The organism is Nocardia sp. NPDC006044, from assembly GCF_042871115.1.
In the GTDB taxonomy this organism is placed as follows: Bacteria; Actinomycetota; Actinomycetes; order Mycobacteriales; family Mycobacteriaceae; genus Nocardia.
The window spans coordinates 90,975-108,250 of sequence record NZ_JBIAID010000003.1; the positions used below are offsets into that span (position 1 = coordinate 90,975).

Genomic DNA, 17,276 nt, shown 5'->3' on the forward strand with positions numbered 1-17,276 from the left:
CGACATCAGGACCCGCTTTCCGCGAGGGCGGCGAGCTTGCTGAGCGAGATGCGCCAGCCGAGGTCGTTGTCTTCGGGCGCGACCCCGGCGGGCAGATTCTCGTGCACCGCATCGACATCGGTGCCGCCGTCTGCCTCGATGAGCGTGTAGGTGATGGTCTGCGGACGCGGTCCGGCCGTGCAGTCAGCTGAACGGTGACCAGGTCGGCGTGAACCAGTTGGGCGCGGTCGCGGTGAAGCGGTCACGGTTCCAAGCGCCGGCACCTGCGGGGACGGCGCCGACGAGGTCTACTCCGGTGACGCGGGGGAGGTCGACGCGGTTGCATTCGGCGGCCAGGTCGGGGTCGGCGGGCCAGGAGCCGATCACCAGGCCCGCGCACCGTACCCGCGCTGATTGCAGTGCGCGGGTGGTCAGTTCGGTGTGGTTCAGGGTGCCGAGGCCGGCGGCGGTCACCAGAAGTACAGGGGCGTCGAGTTTTTGGGCGAGGTCGAGGAGGGTGAAGTCGCCGAGCCGGACCAGCAGGCCGCCCGCGCCCTCCACCAGGGTGAGGTCCGCGTCGGCGAGTTCGGCTATCCCGGACAGGGTTTCGGCCAACGTCAGCTCGGGCAGTCCCGCGCGCCGGGCTGCGGTGTCGGGGGCCAGCGGTTCGGGGAAGCGGGCGAGCTCGACGGTGCGGGTGACGCCGCTGAGGCGCTCGATCTCGGCGAGATCGCCGGGTTCGGTCAGGGAGACACCGGTTTGGCCCGGTTTGCACACCGCCACCGACCTGCCCTCGGCCAGGGCCAGCGCGGCGACAGCCGCCGTAACCACGGTCTTACCGACCTCCGTGGATGTTCCGGTCACCAACAGAACGCTCATACCGCCACCTCTTGCATCCTGCGATCGCCCACGATCGCCACGTCATCGATGATCACCCGCACCCCAACCGTGCGCACCGGGCAGGTCGCCCTTGCACCAGGCGCCACTCCACGGTCCATATCCCTACGCGCAGCACATCCGTGGGACGTAGCCGCACTGCGCATTCCACACGCTCCCGGCACAGTATCGGCCGAGCCCGGTCCCGCTCGATACCCATGCCGCCGGCGCGCCGAGCCACCGCCGCAACTCACGCGCGCACCGCATTCAACCCACGAGCCTCCGCCAGCACCTGACCGAGAACCGTTGCGATGGTGTCGAGTTCGCCCGGAGTCAGGTTGGCGCGCGCCGTCAGTCGGAGCCGGGACGTGCCCTCCGGCACCGACGGCGGACGGAAGCAACCGACATCGAGACCATGCGCCCGGCATGCCTGCGCCGCGTCGTAGGCCACCTGCGCCTTGCCCAGCACCACGGACACCACCGCCGAATCCGGCACGGGCACAGCGGCAATCCGCGCGATATCGGCGGCACGTGCCAGCACCCGACCGGCCAACTCCGGTTCGCGACGCAGCACCCGCAACGCCGCTCGCGCAGCACCGACCGCAGCGGGCGCGAGCCCGGTATCGAAGATGAAGGTCCGCGCGGAATCGATCAGATGCGCGCGCACCCGCTCGCCGGACAGCACCACACCGCCCTGTGCGGCAAGGGATTTGGACAACGTCGCGGTGATCACCAGATCAGGCTCCCCGGCCAGGCCGACCTCGTGTACCAATCCGCGTCCGCCATCTCCCCGCACCCCGAGCCCATGCGCCTCGTCCACGATCAGCACCGCACCGCGCGCCCGGACCACCCGGTGCAGCTCGACGAGCGGCGCGAGATCACCGTCGGCGCTGAACACCGAATCGGTGAGCACCACCGCCCGCTCCTCGGTCCGCGCGGCGAGCAGCCGGTCGACCGCGTCGACATCACCGTGCGCGGCGACCTCCACGCGAGCCCGGGAAAGCCTGCACGCGTCCACAAGTGACGCGTGACTGCCCGCATCGGAGACCACCAGCGCCCCACGCCCGGCCAACGCCGTGACCACACCGAGGTTCGCGGCATACCCGGAGGCGAACACGAGACCCGCTTCGGCACCGACGAATTCGGCGAGCTCGGTCTCCAACCGCGCATGCTCGGCGGTGGTTCCGGTGACGAGCCGGGACCCGGTCGCCCCGGCGCCCCACCGGCGCACCGCCTCGATCGCGCCATCGATCACCTCGGGATGCCGGACCAGCCCGAGATAGTCGTTGGACGCGAGGTCGATCGACGGCGACCGCGCCGCCCGGGGGCGGAGTTCCCGGCGCAGACCGGCGGCCACCCGCGCCGACGCACGCTCGTCCAGCCAACTCAATGGATCGGTAGTCACAGCTCCGGAGCATACTTGAACACCGTTCAAGGTGCACAGGCCCGGCACCGAACTCACCCGCCGAACCAGTTCGGCGTATCGAAACGGAGCACTTCACCCGGCGTCACCGTGCGCAGATCCCGCTCGAGTTGCGCCAGCCGATCCGCGCCGAGCTGACGCGCCCAGCGCGCATGAATCCGGTCGAAGATCTCGGCGGACCGATTCAGCATGTCGAGGGCCCGATCGGTCTATGTGTAGACCTTGCGCCGCGCGTCGCCCGGATCGCGCCCTTACCGCAGATACCCCAGCCGCTCGAGCGCCTCGATGCGCTTGCCTGCGGCCTGTTTCGAGATCCCGAGAGCGCGGCCGAGGTCGGCGGCGGTGCACCCGTACGGTCTACCGACCCGCCCGACAGCCTGGAACACGAACCCGTGCATCGGCCACAACTCGGCGTGCCCCTGCTCGACCAACTCGGCGTGCACCTCGTCGATGGCGACACGAAATCCGAGCGGCAGCAGCAGCAGCGGCGGCGGAGTGACCGGGCATGACCGTCGTCCAACACACCGAAACCCGCCACACCGAAACCCCCATCGGTCAACCGAACTCGGGGCAGTCCCTCATGACCACCCTCGCCTCCCCCACGCAAGGCGGCAGTGCGCTCGCGCTGTGGCGGGTCGAGGTGCCGGCCGACAAGGAGGGCCCAGTGCTTTCATCGATACCGAACAGATCTGGACCATCGTCGCCGGCCGCGCGAACATCGACCTCGACGGCACGAAACTCACTGCCGCCGAGGGCGATACGGTCATTCTCCCGGCAAACATGTTGCGCCAGGCGCGAACCGACGAGGGCTTCACCGCGATCGTCGCGGCACAGGCCGGCTCCAAGACGGGCATGCCGGGCAGCGACACCCTGGTCGTGCCGCCCTGGATCGCCTGAGCTACACCGCAATGGGAGACTGCGCGGCGACCGCGGCGCGCATCCCGGCGGCGATCGCCGCGACATCCTCGGTGGTGCTGATGAACGGCGGCATGGTGTAGACGAGATTCCGGAACGGCCGCAACCACACCCCGGCGCCGACGGCGGCATCGGTCGCGGTGCGCATGTCCACCGGACGGTCGAGTTCGATCACGCCGATCGCGCCGAGCACCCGCACCTCGGCCACGCCGGGCAGCCCACGCAACGGCGCCAGCCCCGCTTCGAGCCCGGACTCGATGCGCGCCACGTCGCCCCGCCAATCCCCCGCCGTCAGCAGTTCGAGCGAGGCCACGGCGACCGCGCAGGCCAGCGGGTTACCCATGAAGGTCGGCCCGTGCATCAAACCGCCGTGCCCCGCGCTGATCGTCTCGGCGATCGACGCGGTGCACAACGTCGCGGCCAGGGTGAGGTAACCACCGGTCAGCGCCTTGCCGACACACATCACATCCGGGGCGGTCCCGACCTGATCGGCCGCGAAAAACGTTCCGGTGCGGCCGAATCCGGTCGCGATCTCGTCGAAGACGAGCAGCACCCCGTGCTCGTCGCACAGCCTGCGCAGATCGGTCAGGTACCGCGGGTGGTGCCAGCGCATCCCGCCCGCACCCTGCACGACGGGTTCCACGATGACCGCGGCGAGTTCGTCGGCATGGGCGCCGATCATGCGCTCCAGCTCGGCCACGTACCCGGCGCGATAGTCCCGCGGCGGCATCGGCGCGAACACCTGATCGACCAGCACATCGGTCCACAGCGAATGCATGCCGCCGGTCGGATCACACACGCTCATCGGCGTGAACGTATCGCCGTGATATCCACCGCGCCAGGTCAGCAGCCGCCGCTTTCCCGGCCGGCCGAGCGCGCGCCAATATTGCAGGCACATCTTCACCGCGACCTCGACCGACACCGAACCGGAGTCGCACAGGAACACCTTGTCCAGACCGCCCGGAGTCAGCTCGACCAGCAGTTCGGCCAACCGCGCGGCGGGTTCATGGGTGAGCCCGCCGAACATCACGTGGCTCATCCGCTGCGACTGCGCCACCAGCGCCGCGTCCAGGACCGGGTGGCGATAGCCGTGAATCGCGGCCCACCACGAACTCATGCCGTCGATGACCTCGCGCCCGTCGGCGAGCGTCAGCCGCGTGCCCGAGGCCTCGGCGACGACCAGCGGCTCGGTCGTCGCGGGAAATCCGCCATAGGGATGCCAGACATGCTTCGCATCGATGGCGGCGATCTCGTCAAGGGTCAGTGCCACAGGAATCCTCGCGGTCGAACAACGACGGGCTTGAACGCCGTTCAAGTTACCACCGGAGCTGCGCGCGAAAGATCTCCCCGCCAATTTCCGCCGGCCAGCACGCGTTCCGAGCTATTCTTTGACTGAGTCAACGATCACCGCACGAATGGAGCCGTCGTGACCACCGTCGCCGCTACGGATATCGCCGCAGTCCGGGAATTCAACCGCCGCTACACCCGGGTCATCGGCGTGCTCCGCGAAGGCCTGCTGGACAGCGAGTATTCGCTGACCGAGGCGCGAATCCTGTTCGAACTGGCCAACTCCGGGACCGTCGAGGTGGTAACCCTGCGCCAGACACTGGATCTCGACGCCGGATACCTGAGCCGCATCCTGGCCAGCTTCGAGCACGCGGGCCTGGTCCAGCGCAACCGGTCGAGCAGCGACGGTCGCCGGCAGGAGGTGCGACTCACCGTCCGCGGCAAGGAGATCGCCGCGGTCCTCGACCAACGCTCCGACGCCGAGATCGGCTACCTGCTCAACGCCAAGCCGCCGGCGGTGCGCAGCCGCCTGGTCACCGCCATGCAGACCATCCAGCAGATCCTGGACCACCCGGCCAACGCGGTGGCGGCGCCGCCCTTTCTGCTCAGGGAGCCGAAGGCAGGCGACTACGGCTGGGTCATCGAACGGCACGCCCGGCTCTACACCGACGAATACGGTTGGGACGGAACGTATGAGGAGCTGATCGTGCGTATCGTCGCCGACTACCTCGCGTCCCACGACGACAAGCGCGAGCGCGCCTGGATCGCCGAATCCGGCGGCGAACCGGTGGGCAGCGTCTTCTGCGTGGCCGAGAACGACACCACCGCCCGCCTGCGCCTGCTGCTGGTCGAGCCCACCGCGCGCGGCCTCGGCATCGGCGCCGCACTGGTCGAGGAGTGCCTGCGCTTCGCCACCGCCGCGGGCTATCGGGAGATGGTGCTGTGGACCAACGACGTCCTCACCTCGGCGCGGCACATCTACCAGCGCGCCGGTTTCGAACTGGCCGAGGAGAGCCCGCACCACAGCTGGGGCGCCGACTTGATCGGCCAGACGTGGCGCCGCTCACTCGTGCGGCCCGAATAGCCAACGTCCGACCGCAAACCGACGGGCAAGACCGCCCGGTCCGGGTTCCCCGCGCACCGGCATTGCTGTGCGATTACCAGGACGGCTACCCGGCCGGTCCCCCCGCTCGTCCACAACGCGCCGTACTGGGCGGATCGGCCCGCCCGGCCGTCCCGCCGGGCTATCCGAAGCGCTGCCTGGACACCTGACCAAGCCTCGCTGACCCACTCGGTCGCAACCACCCGCTCCGAGTAATGGGCCGCTGCCGCTAATGTCGTTCCTATGGCTCAGCCCGACGCAGCGTCCGGTGACGCGACACCACTCGGCGTGTGGCCCGGCACCGCTTACCCGCTCGGCGCGACTTACGACGGGGCGGGCACCAACTTTTCGGTGTTCTCCGAGGTTGCCGACGCCGTCGAGTTGTGCCTCATCGACCGGGACGGCAACGAATCACGGGTACCGCTGGACGAGGTCGACGGGTACGTGTGGCATGCCTACCTGCCCGCGGTCGGACCCGGTCAGCGCTACGGCTTCCGGGTGCACGGTCCCTACGACCCGGACCACGGATTACGTTGCGACCCGAGCAAACTGCTGCTCGACCCGTACGGCAAGGCGTTCGACGGCGAATTCGACAACGACCCGTCGCTATACACCCACGGCTTGGACTCGCTCGGCCACACCATGGCCGGCGTGGTGATCAACCCCTACTTCGACTGGGGCACCGACCGCGCGCCGAACCGCCCGTACCACGAGACGGTGATCTACGAGGCGCACGTCAAGGGCATGACCGCCACCCACCCCGACGTCCCGGAAGAGTTGCGCGGCACCTATTCCGGCATCGCGCACCCGGCGATCATCGAACACCTGAAAGGCTTGGGCGTCACCGCGATCGAGCTGATGCCGGTGCACCAGTTCCTGCACGACAGCGTGCTGCTCGATCAGGGCCTGCGAAACTACTGGGGCTACAACAGCTTCGGTTACCTCGCCCCGCACAACGAGTACGCCGCGATCAAACGCGCCGACTCGGCGGTGACCGAGTTCAAGGCGATGGTGCGCGCGTTGCACGCCGAGGACATCGAGGTGATCCTCGACGTGGTCTACAACCACACCGCCGAGGGCAACCATCTCGGGCCGACCATCGGCTTCCGCGGCATCGACAACGCCGCCTACTACCGTGTGCTCGACGAAGACCCCTCGCACTACATGGATTACACCGGCACCGGCAACAGCCTGAACGTGCGGCACCCGCACACCTTGCAGCTGATCATGGACTCGCTGCGCTACTGGGTGCTGGACATGCACGTCGACGGCTTCCGCTTCGACCTGGCCGCCACGCTGGCCCGCGAGCTGCACGACGTCGACCGGCTGTCCACGTTCTTCGATCTGGTGCAACAGGATCCGGTGGTCAGCCAGGTCAAGCTGATCGCGGAACCGTGGGACGTCGGCGAGGGCGGATACCAGGTCGGCAATTTCCCCGGCCTGTGGACCGAGTGGAACGGCAAGTACCGCGACACGGTGCGCGACTACTGGCGCGGCGAGCCGGCCACGCTGGGCGAGTTCGCTTCCCGGCTCACCGGCTCCTCGGATCTGTACGAGGCCACCGGCCGCAGGCCCAGCGCGAGCATCAACTTCATCACCGCGCACGACGGGTTCACCCTGCGGGATCTGGTGTCCTACAACGAGAAACACAACGAGGCCAACGGCGAGGACAACCGCGACGGCGAGAGCTGGAACCGGTCCTGGAACTGCGGGGTCGAGGGCGACACCGACGATCCGCACATCCTCGCGCTGCGGGCCAGGCAGAGCCGCAACCTGCTGGCCACGCTGGTGCTCAGCCAGGGCGTGCCGATGCTCGCACACGGCGACGAGATGGGCCGCACCCAGCACGGCAACAACAACGTCTACTGCCAGGATTCCCCGCTGGCCTGGATGGATTGGTCACTGATGCAGAAGAATTCGGACCTGCTCGAATTCACCCGCAACGTGATCGCGTTGCGCACCGAACACCCCGTCTTCCGGCGCCGCCGCTTCCTCGACGGCAGGCCGGTGCGCTCGAAGGACCGCGCACGCGACATCGCCTGGCTCACCCCGGAGGGCGCGGAGATGACCACCGCGGACTGGGACAGCGGGTTCGGCAAGTCGCTCACGGTCTTCCTGAACGGCAAGGGCATCCACGAACCGGACCCGCGCGGTCAGCGGATCACCGACGACTCGTTCCTGCTGTGCTTCAACGCGCACGACGAGGCCATGGACTTCACCCTGCCCGACTCCGACTACGGAACGCAGTGGGAGGTCGCGCTGGACTGCTCGACACCGACCGGGCTGGCCGAGGCGTGCTACCCCGCAGCGGCCACCCTGCCGATCGAATCCCGTTGCCTGCTGGTCCTGCGGCACGCCGGATGACCGGAACGCCCATGCCCACACCGGAACCCACCGAGACCTACGTGACCGATCCGCTCTCGATGCGCCGCATCCCGGCCCGGCCGACCACGGTCCGCAGCACCTACCGGCTCCAGCTGCGACCGGACACACTCACCTTCAGCGATGCGCGAACCATCGCGGAATACCTACAGCAGCTGGGCATTTCGCACCTCTACCTGTCGCCGATCCTCACCGCGGCACACGGTTCGACGCACGGATACGACGTCACCGACCCCACCACGGTGTCGGCCGCGCTCGGCGGACCGGCCGGGCTGAAGGCGCTGTCCGACGAAGTGCGCAGCCGCGGCATGGGTTTGATCGTCGACCTGGTGCCCAACCATGTCGGCGTGGCCGATCCGCGGCAGAACAAGTGGTGGTGGGATGTGCTGCGCAACGGCCGGGAGTCCGCGTACGCGCACTACTTCGACATCGACTGGAGCTCGGCCAACGGCGCGGGCGGTCGCCTGGCCCTGCCGGTGTTGCAGAGCGAGAACGACCCGGCCGCACTGACGGTCGACCGGTCCGGCTCCGAACCGATGCTGGCCCTGCACGATCTGCGCTTCCCCATCGCCCAGGGCACCGACGGCGACAACGCGCTGCGCATCCACGACAAGCAGCACTACCGCCTGGTGAGCTGGAAGGCGGGTGTGTGCACCTACCGCCGGTTCTTCGCCGTGAGCAGCCTCGCCGCGGTCCGCCAGGAGGACAAAGAGGTCTTCGAGGCTACCCATCGCGAGCTCGCCGCCTGGTGCGAGCACGACCTGATCGACGGCGTCCGCATCGACCATCCGGACGGATTGTCCTATCCCGCCGCCTATCTCGCGCGGGTGCGCAGGCTGATCGGCCCGAACCGGCTGCTGCTGGTGGAGAAGATCCTGGCCAACCGGGAGCCCCTGGACTCGACCCTGCCGGTCGACGGCACCACCGGCTACGACGCCCTCGCCGATCTCGGCGGCGTGCTCATCGACCCGGACGGCGAACAGGCGCTGACCGAGCTGTCCAAGCAGATCGCCGGGCACGGCAGCGACCGGTCCTGGATCGGCGAGACCGAACACCGGATCAAGCGTGCCGTCGCGGAAAGCATTCTGGCGCCGGAGGTCCGGCGTCTCGTCGCGGCGATCAAGCGGGACGCCGGGGCCGAGAGTTTCGACACCATGGCGATGACCAACGCCACCATCGAGGTGCTCGCGTTCATGCCGGTGTACCGGGCCGACTACGCGCCGCTGGCCGGCATGGTCGCCGCGGTCATCGCCGAGGTGGAGAAGCGCAACAGCGAACTCACCGCGCCGCTGGCGGTGCTGGTCGCCGCCCTCGCCACGGACGGCGAGGCGGCGGTGCGGTTCAGCCAGGTCTGCGGCGCGGTCACCGCGAAGGCGGTGGAGGACACCATGTTCTACCAGGCCGCCCGGCTGGTCTCGCTGCAAGAGGTCGGCGGGAATCCGGCCCGGTTCGCCCACTCGCTCAACGAGTTCCACCTGTCCAACAGCGAACGCGCGCAGCGCTGGCCGGCCACCATGACCACGCTGTCCACGCACGACACCAAGCGCGGCGAGGACGTGCGCGCCCGCATCGGCGTGCTCTCCCAGGCCGCCGACACCTGGGCGCAGAGCGTCGAGTCGTGGGAGGAGTCGACCCCGGGTCCGGACGGCGCGACCACACTGTTCTTGTTGCAGAACATGTTCGGCGTCTGGCCCGCCGACGGCCGTCCGGCCGCCTCGGTGCCCGGCCTGCGCGAGCGGCTGCACCAGTTCGCGGAGAAGTCGATGCGCGAGGCGGGCACCAAATCCTCGTGGGAGGAGCCCGACGCCGAGTTCGAGACCGCGGTGCACACCTGGATCGACGCGGTGATCGACGGCCCGGTCGGCTCCGAACTCGGCGACCTGGTGCACGAGCTGGCGCCGCACGCGTGGTCGGATGCGTTGTCGCAGAAGCTGCTCCAGCTCTGCGGCCCCGGCATCCCGGACATCTATCAGGGCTGCGAGCTGTGGGAGGACTCGCTCGTCGACCCGGACAACCGGCGTCCGGTGGACTTCGCGGTCCGCACCGGCATGCTGCAATCCCTCACCGGCACACCGGCACTGGACACCACCGGGGCGGCGAAGATGTGGATCGTCGCGTACGCGCTGTGGTTACGCCGGGAACGCCCCGACTGCTTCGTCGGCGGCACCTACCTGCCGCTGTTCGCCATCGGCGAGCAGGCGAGCAGGCTGGTGTCCTATGCCAGGGGCCGCGTGGGCGCGGCCCCCGAGGTGATCGTCGCGGCCACCAGGCACAGCGTCGACCTCGCCGAAACAGGCTGGGGCGATACGACTCTCGACCTGCCTCAGGGGACCTGGACGGACCGGTTAACCGGCCACACCTTCCAGGGCCGGGCTCGGCTGGAGAAGCTCTTCGGCCGGCTGCCCGTCGCACTGCTGGTGCGTTGAGACCGGGCTGACCTTCTCCAGCAGCTCCTCCGGGAACATCCCGCCGAACCGGGCGCGCCAGCGGCGCAGGTTCGGCGGGCAGTACTCGCCGTTCTCGTTGACCACCGAGGCCAGCCGGATGCCCTGCTCGTGCCCGTTGGCCAGGCGCCGCCAGGAGTCGAGGTAGAACCGCGGACTGCGCGGATGCCGCAGGGTGCGTACCACATTCAGGATCCGGTAGCCGAGGCCGAGCGACGGATGCGGCCGCATGTGCCGATCCTGGTCCACGGCCCGGCAGGTCTTGGACAGCTCCTCGAGCCGCTCCCGGTCGAAGGCGAGCCCGACCGATTCCGCCTCGCGCACCATCCAGCGCAGCGTGATGTCGGAGAGCCCGCATTCGGCGTAGCCGCCGCCGATGTCGCTGTGCACACCCTCGAACCACACCTGCTTGACCCGCTGGAATCCCCTGCGGTACTTCACATTCGGCTCGACCGGCACCTCCCAGAGGCACGGCTCGAAGTTGCGCCGCCGCTCGTCGATGGCCAGCGCCTGCCGCGCGCAGTGCACGCTCGGAGCGAGCTTGACGTCGTGGAACTTGTAGCGCAGCGAGGTCAGTCCCGGCACGCCGAGCGCGCCGACGGTGTCGAACACACCGAGGAAGTTGATGATCGGCGCGTTCCGGTGGCAGTTGTTCTTGCGGAAGTCCACCCACTCCTGCGGAGTCGTCCCGTTCTTGGGCGCCACCTGCTGGTGGATCTTCAGCGCCTCCGGGTACTTGCCGTTGATCATGGCCTCGGGCGTCAGGATCCCGATACGGTCGATCAGGCCGGCCAGGCTGCGCGCGGTGAACGCGCCGCGGCTGAACCCGAAGATGTAGATCTCGTCGCCCGGCTGCCAATTCAGCGCCAGGTGCCAGTACGCGGAGGACAGGTTCGCCTCCAGGCCGAGCCCGAACGCGCCGCCCATCAGCCGATCGGACAGGAAGCCGCGGGCGCCGGGGCCCGATACGTAGGTGACCCACTGCGGGATCGTCTCGCCCAGCGGACCGGCCGCGTCGTAGCGGATGGTCTGCGCGATTTTGATGATATTGGAGACCGTGGTGCTCGACTCCGCTTTCCACGTGCCGTCACAACATACGACCAGGCGTTTCATGGACCAAATCCTCCCGCCGGATTCCTGATGAAACCCGCGTACTCGACTACTCGAATCATCGAGCGCGCGGTGAACGGCGTTAATGAACTACGCCTGTTTCAATCAGGTAGGGCGTTTCAGCCCGGCGGATCTCGGCCGCTCAGAGCCAGGTGGGCTCGCCGAAGACGGCCCCGGAATCGTCGACCTCGGGGGATTTGTAATCGACGTACGCGTATTGCCGGAGCGTAACCGGGCCGGTGCACGAATTCACCTTGATATGGAAATCGCGGAAGCTGAGCTGGATCAGCTTGCCGGGGATCATGTCCTTTTCCGCGATTGCCACTTCGCCGACCTCGCCCGGCGCAAGATTCAGGGTGGCGACCGGGTTCGGGTTGACGCTGGGCTGCTGACCGATAACCAGGTCGGGCGTCGCGCCGAGGGTGCCCGCGCCGATCGTGACCGCACAGCCGACGTGGTATCCGATCCGGAGCTTGCCCGCCGAGGCCCCCTCGACCTGGCCGTAGCCGATGGAACTGACCAGCGCCTCCCGGGTGGTCCCCATGATGTTCAACGGCGGGATCCGGTAGATGTACTCCTCCCGGCTGCCGATGGTGAACTTCTTCCCACCCTCCCCCGGCGGGACGAAGGACTTCTCGTGCGGGGGCATGCTGATCACCTCGGCGGTCGCCGTCGGCGCGAGGGCAGCAACGGACGCGCAGGTCACGGCGACACCCGCCAATGCCTGGACAGCCCTTTTCACATTCGACCCCATAGCCCAGACCTTAGTAGCCGATCGCTATATCATCCGCGTACGACACGGCATAACCGCCACGCGCTCACCGACCGCTGATCGGCCGTCCAGCTGCCCGATACGGTGGGCACATGCTCCAGGGACGACAAGCCGAACAAGCGCACATCGATCGGCTTCTCGCTGCGGCACGCGACGGACGCAGCAGCGCGCTGGTACTGCGCGGCGAACCCGGGATAGGCAAGACGGCGCTGCTGGATTACGCAGCCGCTCAAGGCATTCCGACGGTGCGCAGCGCGGGCATCGAATCCGAGGCCGAATTGCCGTTCGCCGGACTGCATCTGCTGGTGCGCCCCGGCATCGCGCTGCTGGACAACCTGCCCGATCGCCAGCGCGACGCGCTGCGCGGCGCTTTCGGCCTGGCCCAACCGGATCCGGGCGATCGGCTGCTGATCGGTCTGGCGGTGTTGTCCTTGCTGGCCGAGGAGGCGACCGACGGGCCGCTGCTCTGCCTCATCGATGACGCGCACTGGCTCGATCGCGCGACCGCGGAGGCGCTGCTGTTCGCGGCGCGCCGGCTGGACGCGGAGGGGGTGGTGATGATCTTCGCGACCCGCCAGGGCGCTGACGTCTTCCCCGCGCCGGGCCTGCCCGAGCTGATCGTGACCGGGCTGCCACCGGAGGCGGCCGCCGCACTGGTGGACAGTCGTGACCCCGATCTATCGCCGGTGCTGCGCTATCGACTGCTCAGTGAAGCGGGCGGAAATCCGCTGGCGTTACGCGAGCTGCCCGCGGTGCTCGCGGCGGAATCGCCTGGCGCGGGGGCGAATCCGTTGCCGTTGACGCAGCGGCTCCAGGTCGCGTTCCACGGTCAGGTGAGCAGGCTGCCCGCGCCGACCCGGCTGCTGTTGCTGATCGCGGCGGCCGCGAGCAATGCCGAGCTCGCCACGGTGCTGCGGGCGGGCGCCGCGCTCGGCGCGCAGCTGCCCGACCTGGCGCCGGCCGAGGACGCCGGACTCGTGCACAGCGACGGCCGGACGCTGACCTTCCGTCATCCGCTGTTGCGCTCGGCGGTCTACCAGGGTGCGCCGCTGACTCAGCGCCTGACCGTCCACCGCGCGCTCGCCGAGGCGCTGACCGCGGACGAGGACGCCGACCTGCGGGCCTGGCACTTGGCCTCGGCGGCAACGGGTCCGGAGGAAACCACCGCCGCCGCGCTCGAGCACACCGCCGATCGGGCGCGCCGGCGCAGCGGTTATCACGGTGCCGTCGCGGCCTATGAGCGCGCGGCCGGACTGAGCACCGATGCCGCGGGCCGGGTGCGCAGGCTGGTGCTCGCGGCCGAGACCGCGGGCGAGACGGGGTTGCCCGATCTAGCCGGACAGCTCGCCGAACGCGCCGCCACCCAGACGACCGATCAGCTGGTGCTGGCGCGTCTGGACCTCGTCCGCGGTGTCGCGGAATTCGGTGCGGGCAAGCCACTTTCGGCGCACCGCCGACTGCTCGGCGCCGCCGCGGCGGTGCGCGGGTCCGAGCCGCCGCGGGCGGCGCGCATCCTCGCCCAGGCGCTGCACACGGCCTGGTATCTCGGCGCCCCGGAACTGGCGGAGGTGGTCGATTCGCTGGCGGCACTCGCGCTGCCGGACGGCGAACCGCTCGCGCCCATCGCCCGCTACCTGGTCGCGGCGGCCGACGGGCGGTTCACCGTCGACCTGCGCGCGGCGGCGACCGCGGCCCGGGACGCGGGTGCGGACAGTCCGCGAGACCTGGTGCAGATGTGCGGGATGGGGCTGGTCGTCGGGCAGGACGACCAGGTCGCCGAGCTGGCCGGCGAGCTCATCGCCGAATGCCGGGAGCAGGGCCGGATCGCGCTGCTGCCGACGCTGCTGTTCTTCCGGGCCGAGGCCGAGGCGTTCCTCGGCAGGCCGGGGGAAGGCCGAGTCGCCGCGACCGAGGGGTTGCGGATCGCGACCGACCTCGGGCACGGGCAGTGGATCAGCCAGCTGTCGGCCTACCTCGCGTATCTGGCTGCGCTGGAAGGCCGGGCGGAAGACTGCCGGGAGCTGGTCGGCCGTGCGCTCGCCGAGGAGTTCGGCGGTGCGGCCGCGGCCGGCGCGCCGTGGACGCATCTCGCACTCGGCCTGCTGGAGCTTGGACTCGGCAAGGTGGACGGCGCGTTGACCCGGTTGGCCCTGCTGACCGCCGAACCCGCACGCCATCACGTAGCCGGGCGGCGGGCGCTGCCCGAACTGATCGAGGCGGCGGTCCGTCTCGGTGATCCGGCCCGCGCGGGCGACGCGCTGGACCGGCTGATCGAGTGGGCCGAGGTGGCGCAGCAGGAATGGGTCGAGGCACTGGCCTGGCGCGGCCGAGCCCTGATCGATGACGCGAACGCCGACCAGCACTACCGCGCGGCGCTGCGGCTCGGCGGCCGGCCGTTCGAACGGGCGAGAACCCAACTGCTGTACGGCGAATGGCTGCGCCGCGCGCGCCGCAAGGCCGACGCGCGAACTCAGCTGCAACCCGCACTGGAAACCTTCGAACGGCTCGACGCCGGGCCGTGGGCACACCGAACCCGCACCGAACTCGCGGCACTCGGCGTCGGCGCCGCCGCCCGCGCCGCTCAGGGCGTGCTGGCGACGTTGACTCCGCAGGAGCTACAGATCGTCCGATTGGCCGCGCAGGGCATGTCCAATCGGGACATCGCCGCGCAGTTGTTCCTCAGTCCGCGCACGGTCGGTCACCATCTGTACAAGGCCTATCCGAAGCTGGGCGTGCTGTCGCGAGGTGAACTCGCGGACCTCCCGCTCGACCCGGACTAGGCGCCGCGATCGGCCGAGCGACGCGCGACGGCCGCCCCGACCAGCCAGCGAGCCGCGCCGACAGCAGCGGCGATCAGCACCGCCACCTGCGGCGATCCGGTGATCAGCGCGAGAATCAGGCAGGTCACCAGCGCGGCGGCCAGCGCCTCGAGCTTGTACAGCGGCCACGCGCTCCCGGCGATCTCGATGGTCGCGGAGCGGGCCGACGGGTGAACAACAGCCATCCAGTAAGGATATACGGACACCGAAGTTCGGTCTACCGAACTTTGGTGTCGCCGGGAACACAGTCGCGCGCCGTGACGTTTCCGCAGTTATGCCACTGACAGGAGAGTACGAACCGAGCACATCCGACTGGGCGCGCGAGCAGGCCGAGAAGTACGAGAACTCCGGCGGTACCGAGGGCACCGAGATGCAGGGGAAGCCGGTCATCCTGCTCACCACCAAGGGCGCCAAGTCCGGCAAACTGCGCAAGACACCGCTGATGCGGGTCGAGCACGATGGCGAATACGCGGTGGTCGCCTCGCTGGGCGGCGCACCGAAGAACCCGGTCTGGTACTACAACATCAAAGCCGAGCCGCACGTCGAGCTCCGCGACGGCGAGGTGAACAAGGACTACACCGCCCGCGAGGTCACCGGCGAGGAGCGGCAGCTGTGGTGGGACCGGGCCGCCGCGGTCTGGCCGGACTACAACGAATACACGAAGAAGACGGACCGGGTGATTCCCGTTTTCGTCTTGACTCCGCAGAACTGAGCCCACGCGCCGGATCATCCGACGCACCGACAGCAGATTCTGTGCAGCACCGCCACCCGCCGCAGCAGCCCGACGCGGCGGGTGGCAGCATATTTCGGGTGTCCAATCCGCTTGATGTCATCGACGCACTGTCCGCTTCTCGTCCCGCGCTGAGCGCGGACGAGATCGACGCTGCCGCCAAGCGAATTGCCGAGATTATCGAGCCGACTCCGCTGCAACGCAGCGAGCGGCTCTCGCGGCTCACCGGAGCGAACGTCTACTTGAAGCGGGAGGACCTGTCCGCGGTCCGCTCCTACAAGCTGCGCGGCGCCTACAACCTGGTGATGCAGCTGACCGCGAGCGAACGCGCCGCCGGCGTGGTCGCGGCCAGCGCGGGCAACCACGCGCAGGGCGTCGCGTTCGCCTGCCACGCGATGGGCATCAAGTGCCGCATCTACGTGCCGACCACCACACCCAAGCAGAAGCGCGACCGGATCCGGGTGCACGGCGGTGAATTCGTGCAGCTGATCGCGGTCGGCGAAACCTACGATGCCGCCGCCGCGGCCGCCAGCGACGATGTCGAACGCACCGGCGCGACCATGGTGCCGCCGTTCGACGACGTGCGCACCGCGGCCGGGCAGGGCACCATCGCGCCGGAAATCCTGGAGCAGCTCGGCACCTCCCCCGATCTGGTGGTGGTGCCGGTGGGTGGCGGCGGTTGCCTGGCCGGGGTCGGCACCTACCTGCGCGACCGGTCGCCGCACACCTCGATCCTCGGCGTGGAGCCGGCCGGTGCGGCCTCGATGACCGCGGCGCTGGTGGCCGGTGGACCGGTGACGCTGCCGGAGATCGACCCGTTCGTCGACGGTGCGGCGGTGCGCCGGATCGGTGTGGTGCCGTTCGCGGCGATCGCCGGATTCGGCGGCCGGGTGGTCTCGCACGCCTCGCTGCCGTTACTGACCACCACCGAATCCCCCACCGGGACAAGCTCTTTCCGGATGATGCAGGTCGACGAGGGCGCCATCTGCACGACCATGCTCGACCTGTACCAGAACGAGGGCATCATCGCCGAACCCGCGGGCGCGCTGGCGGTGACGGCGCTCGGCGAGCTCGCGGTGGAGCCGGGGTCGACGGTGGTCTGCCTGGTCTCCGGCGGCAACAACGATGTGTCGCGCTACGGCGAGATCATCGAACGCTCGCTGGTGCACCGGGGCCTGAAACACTATTTCCTGGTGGACTTTCCGCAGGAGCCGGGCGCGCTGCGGCGCTTCCTGGACGAGGTGCTCGGGCCGGACGACGACATCACCACGTTCGAGTACGTCAAGCGCAACAACCGCGAAACCGGTTCGGCGCTGGTCGGTATCGAGCTCGGCGCCCCGGAGGGTTTGGGCGCGTTGCTGGAACGGATGGCCGCCTCACCGATCCAGTGCGAGCGACTGGAACCTGGCTCACCGGCCTACCGCTATCTGACCTGAC

General features: G+C 69.2%; 16 protein-coding genes. 7 read left to right on the forward strand and 9 right to left on the reverse strand.

What is annotated here, in order from left to right; all coding sequences use genetic code 11:
- Positions 1 to 5: 5 nt before the first annotated feature.
- The 5 genes from ACFYO1_RS25090 to ACFYO1_RS25110 form a co-directional block, all read right to left on the reverse strand.
- Positions 6 to 263, reverse strand: coding sequence for an SRPBCC domain-containing protein (locus ACFYO1_RS25090; protein ID WP_387235628.1), 258 nt, complete (start codon positions 261 to 263; stop codon positions 6 to 8).
- The gene (bioD, locus tag ACFYO1_RS25095; RefSeq protein ID WP_387235633.1) at positions 184 to 858 is read right to left on the reverse strand and encodes a dethiobiotin synthase; all 675 of its coding nucleotides are present in this window, start codon (positions 856 to 858) and stop codon (positions 184 to 186) included. The genes ACFYO1_RS25090 and bioD overlap by 80 nt, the downstream gene beginning before the upstream one ends.
- A gap of 247 nt (positions 859 to 1,105) precedes the next feature.
- The gene (locus tag ACFYO1_RS25100) at positions 1,106 to 2,260 is read right to left on the reverse strand and encodes an 8-amino-7-oxononanoate synthase (protein WP_387235636.1); all 1,155 of its coding nucleotides are present in this window, start codon (positions 2,258 to 2,260) and stop codon (positions 1,106 to 1,108) included.
- A gap of 53 nt (positions 2,261 to 2,313) precedes the next feature.
- Positions 2,314 to 2,469 (reverse strand): hypothetical protein, encoded by a 156-nt coding sequence (locus ACFYO1_RS25105; RefSeq protein ID WP_387235639.1) that lies wholly within the window; start codon positions 2,467 to 2,469, stop codon positions 2,314 to 2,316.
- A gap of 60 nt (positions 2,470 to 2,529) precedes the next feature.
- The gene (locus ACFYO1_RS25110) at positions 2,530 to 2,721 is read right to left on the reverse strand and encodes a MarR family transcriptional regulator (RefSeq protein WP_387235641.1); all 192 of its coding nucleotides are present in this window, start codon (positions 2,719 to 2,721) and stop codon (positions 2,530 to 2,532) included.
- Between the two features lie 184 nt (positions 2,722 to 2,905).
- Here ACFYO1_RS25110 and ACFYO1_RS25115 point away from each other — a divergent pair, with 184 nt between their 5' ends.
- Positions 2,906 to 3,175 (forward strand): cupin domain-containing protein, encoded by a 270-nt coding sequence (locus ACFYO1_RS25115; protein ID WP_387235644.1) that lies wholly within the window; start codon positions 2,906 to 2,908, stop codon positions 3,173 to 3,175.
- Between the two features lies 1 nt (position 3,176).
- Here ACFYO1_RS25115 and ACFYO1_RS25120 read toward each other — a convergent pair whose 3' ends face one another.
- Positions 3,177 to 4,463, reverse strand: coding sequence for an adenosylmethionine--8-amino-7-oxononanoate transaminase (locus ACFYO1_RS25120; protein WP_387235646.1), 1,287 nt, complete (start codon positions 4,461 to 4,463; stop codon positions 3,177 to 3,179).
- Between the two features lie 156 nt (positions 4,464 to 4,619).
- On the opposite strand from ACFYO1_RS25120, the gene ACFYO1_RS25125 reads away from it, so the two are divergent.
- From ACFYO1_RS25125 to treY, 3 genes are all read left to right on the forward strand, one after another.
- Positions 4,620 to 5,564 (forward strand): GNAT family N-acetyltransferase, encoded by a 945-nt coding sequence (locus ACFYO1_RS25125; protein ID WP_387235649.1) that lies wholly within the window; start codon positions 4,620 to 4,622, stop codon positions 5,562 to 5,564.
- 261 nt (positions 5,565 to 5,825) lie between these two features.
- Entirely contained in the window at positions 5,826 to 7,946 is a 2,121-nt protein-coding gene (glgX, locus tag ACFYO1_RS25130; protein WP_387235652.1) for a glycogen debranching protein GlgX, read from the forward strand.
- 59 nt (positions 7,947 to 8,005) lie between these two features.
- On the forward strand, positions 8,006 to 10,390 hold the full coding sequence (treY, locus tag ACFYO1_RS25135; protein ID WP_387238541.1) for a malto-oligosyltrehalose synthase: 2,385 nt from the start codon (positions 8,006 to 8,008) through the stop codon (positions 10,388 to 10,390).
- Here the strand turns inward: treY and ACFYO1_RS25140 are convergent.
- Both ACFYO1_RS25140 and ACFYO1_RS25145 read right to left on the reverse strand, forming a co-directional pair.
- Positions 10,310 to 11,521: a DUF2235 domain-containing protein gene (locus ACFYO1_RS25140; RefSeq protein WP_387235655.1), complete on the reverse strand. Its 1,212-nt coding sequence runs from the start codon at positions 11,519 to 11,521 to the stop codon at positions 10,310 to 10,312. The two genes, treY and ACFYO1_RS25140, sit on opposite strands and share 81 nt — an antisense overlap.
- A 139-nt stretch (positions 11,522 to 11,660) precedes the next feature.
- Positions 11,661 to 12,260 carry an MspA family porin gene (locus ACFYO1_RS25145; protein WP_387235658.1) on the reverse strand — a complete coding sequence of 200 codons (600 nt, stop codon included), beginning with the start codon at positions 12,258 to 12,260 and terminating at the stop codon, positions 11,661 to 11,663.
- 122 nt (positions 12,261 to 12,382) lie between these two features.
- On the opposite strand from ACFYO1_RS25145, the gene ACFYO1_RS25150 reads away from it, so the two are divergent.
- Positions 12,383 to 15,070, forward strand: a complete 2,688-nt coding sequence (locus ACFYO1_RS25150; RefSeq protein ID WP_387235661.1) for an AAA family ATPase — start codon at positions 12,383 to 12,385, stop codon at positions 15,068 to 15,070.
- On the opposite strand, the gene ACFYO1_RS25155 is transcribed toward ACFYO1_RS25150, so the two are convergent.
- Positions 15,067 to 15,294: a hypothetical protein gene (locus tag ACFYO1_RS25155; RefSeq protein WP_387235664.1), complete on the reverse strand. Its 228-nt coding sequence runs from the start codon at positions 15,292 to 15,294 to the stop codon at positions 15,067 to 15,069. The two genes, ACFYO1_RS25150 and ACFYO1_RS25155, sit on opposite strands and share 4 nt — an antisense overlap.
- An 89-nt stretch (positions 15,295 to 15,383) precedes the next feature.
- Between ACFYO1_RS25155 and ACFYO1_RS25160 the strand changes: the two genes are divergently transcribed.
- Entirely contained in the window at positions 15,384 to 15,821 is a 438-nt protein-coding gene (locus tag ACFYO1_RS25160) for a nitroreductase family deazaflavin-dependent oxidoreductase (RefSeq protein ID WP_387235667.1), read from the forward strand.
- Positions 15,822 to 15,919: 98 nt separating this feature from the next.
- Positions 15,920 to 17,275 carry a threonine ammonia-lyase IlvA gene (gene ilvA / locus ACFYO1_RS25165; RefSeq protein ID WP_387235670.1) on the forward strand — a complete coding sequence of 452 codons (1,356 nt, stop codon included), beginning with the start codon at positions 15,920 to 15,922 and terminating at the stop codon, positions 17,273 to 17,275.
- The last annotated feature ends 1 nt before the right edge of the window (position 17,276 follow it).

Excerpts from the sequence above, each read along its gene's own strand:
- ACFYO1_RS25160 (WP_387235667.1), top strand. The coding sequence starts at position 15,384 with ATGCCACTGACAGGAGAGTACGAACCGAGCACATCCGACTGGGCGCGC.
- ACFYO1_RS25140 (WP_387235655.1), bottom strand. The coding sequence starts at position 11,521 with ATGAAACGCCTGGTCGTATGTTGTGACGGCACGTGGAAAGCGGAGTCG.
- ACFYO1_RS25150 (WP_387235661.1), top strand. The coding sequence starts at position 12,383 with ATGCTCCAGGGACGACAAGCCGAACAAGCGCACATCGATCGGCTTCTC.
- bioD (WP_387235633.1), bottom strand. The coding sequence starts at position 858 with ATGAGCGTTCTGTTGGTGACCGGAACATCCACGGAGGTCGGTAAGACC.
- ACFYO1_RS25105 (WP_387235639.1), bottom strand. The coding sequence starts at position 2,469 with ATGCTGAATCGGTCCGCCGAGATCTTCGACCGGATTCATGCGCGCTGG.
- glgX (WP_387235652.1), top strand. The coding sequence starts at position 5,826 with ATGGCTCAGCCCGACGCAGCGTCCGGTGACGCGACACCACTCGGCGTG.
- ACFYO1_RS25155 (WP_387235664.1), bottom strand. The coding sequence starts at position 15,294 with ATGGCTGTTGTTCACCCGTCGGCCCGCTCCGCGACCATCGAGATCGCC.
- treY (WP_387238541.1), top strand. The coding sequence starts at position 8,006 with ATGCGCCGCATCCCGGCCCGGCCGACCACGGTCCGCAGCACCTACCGG.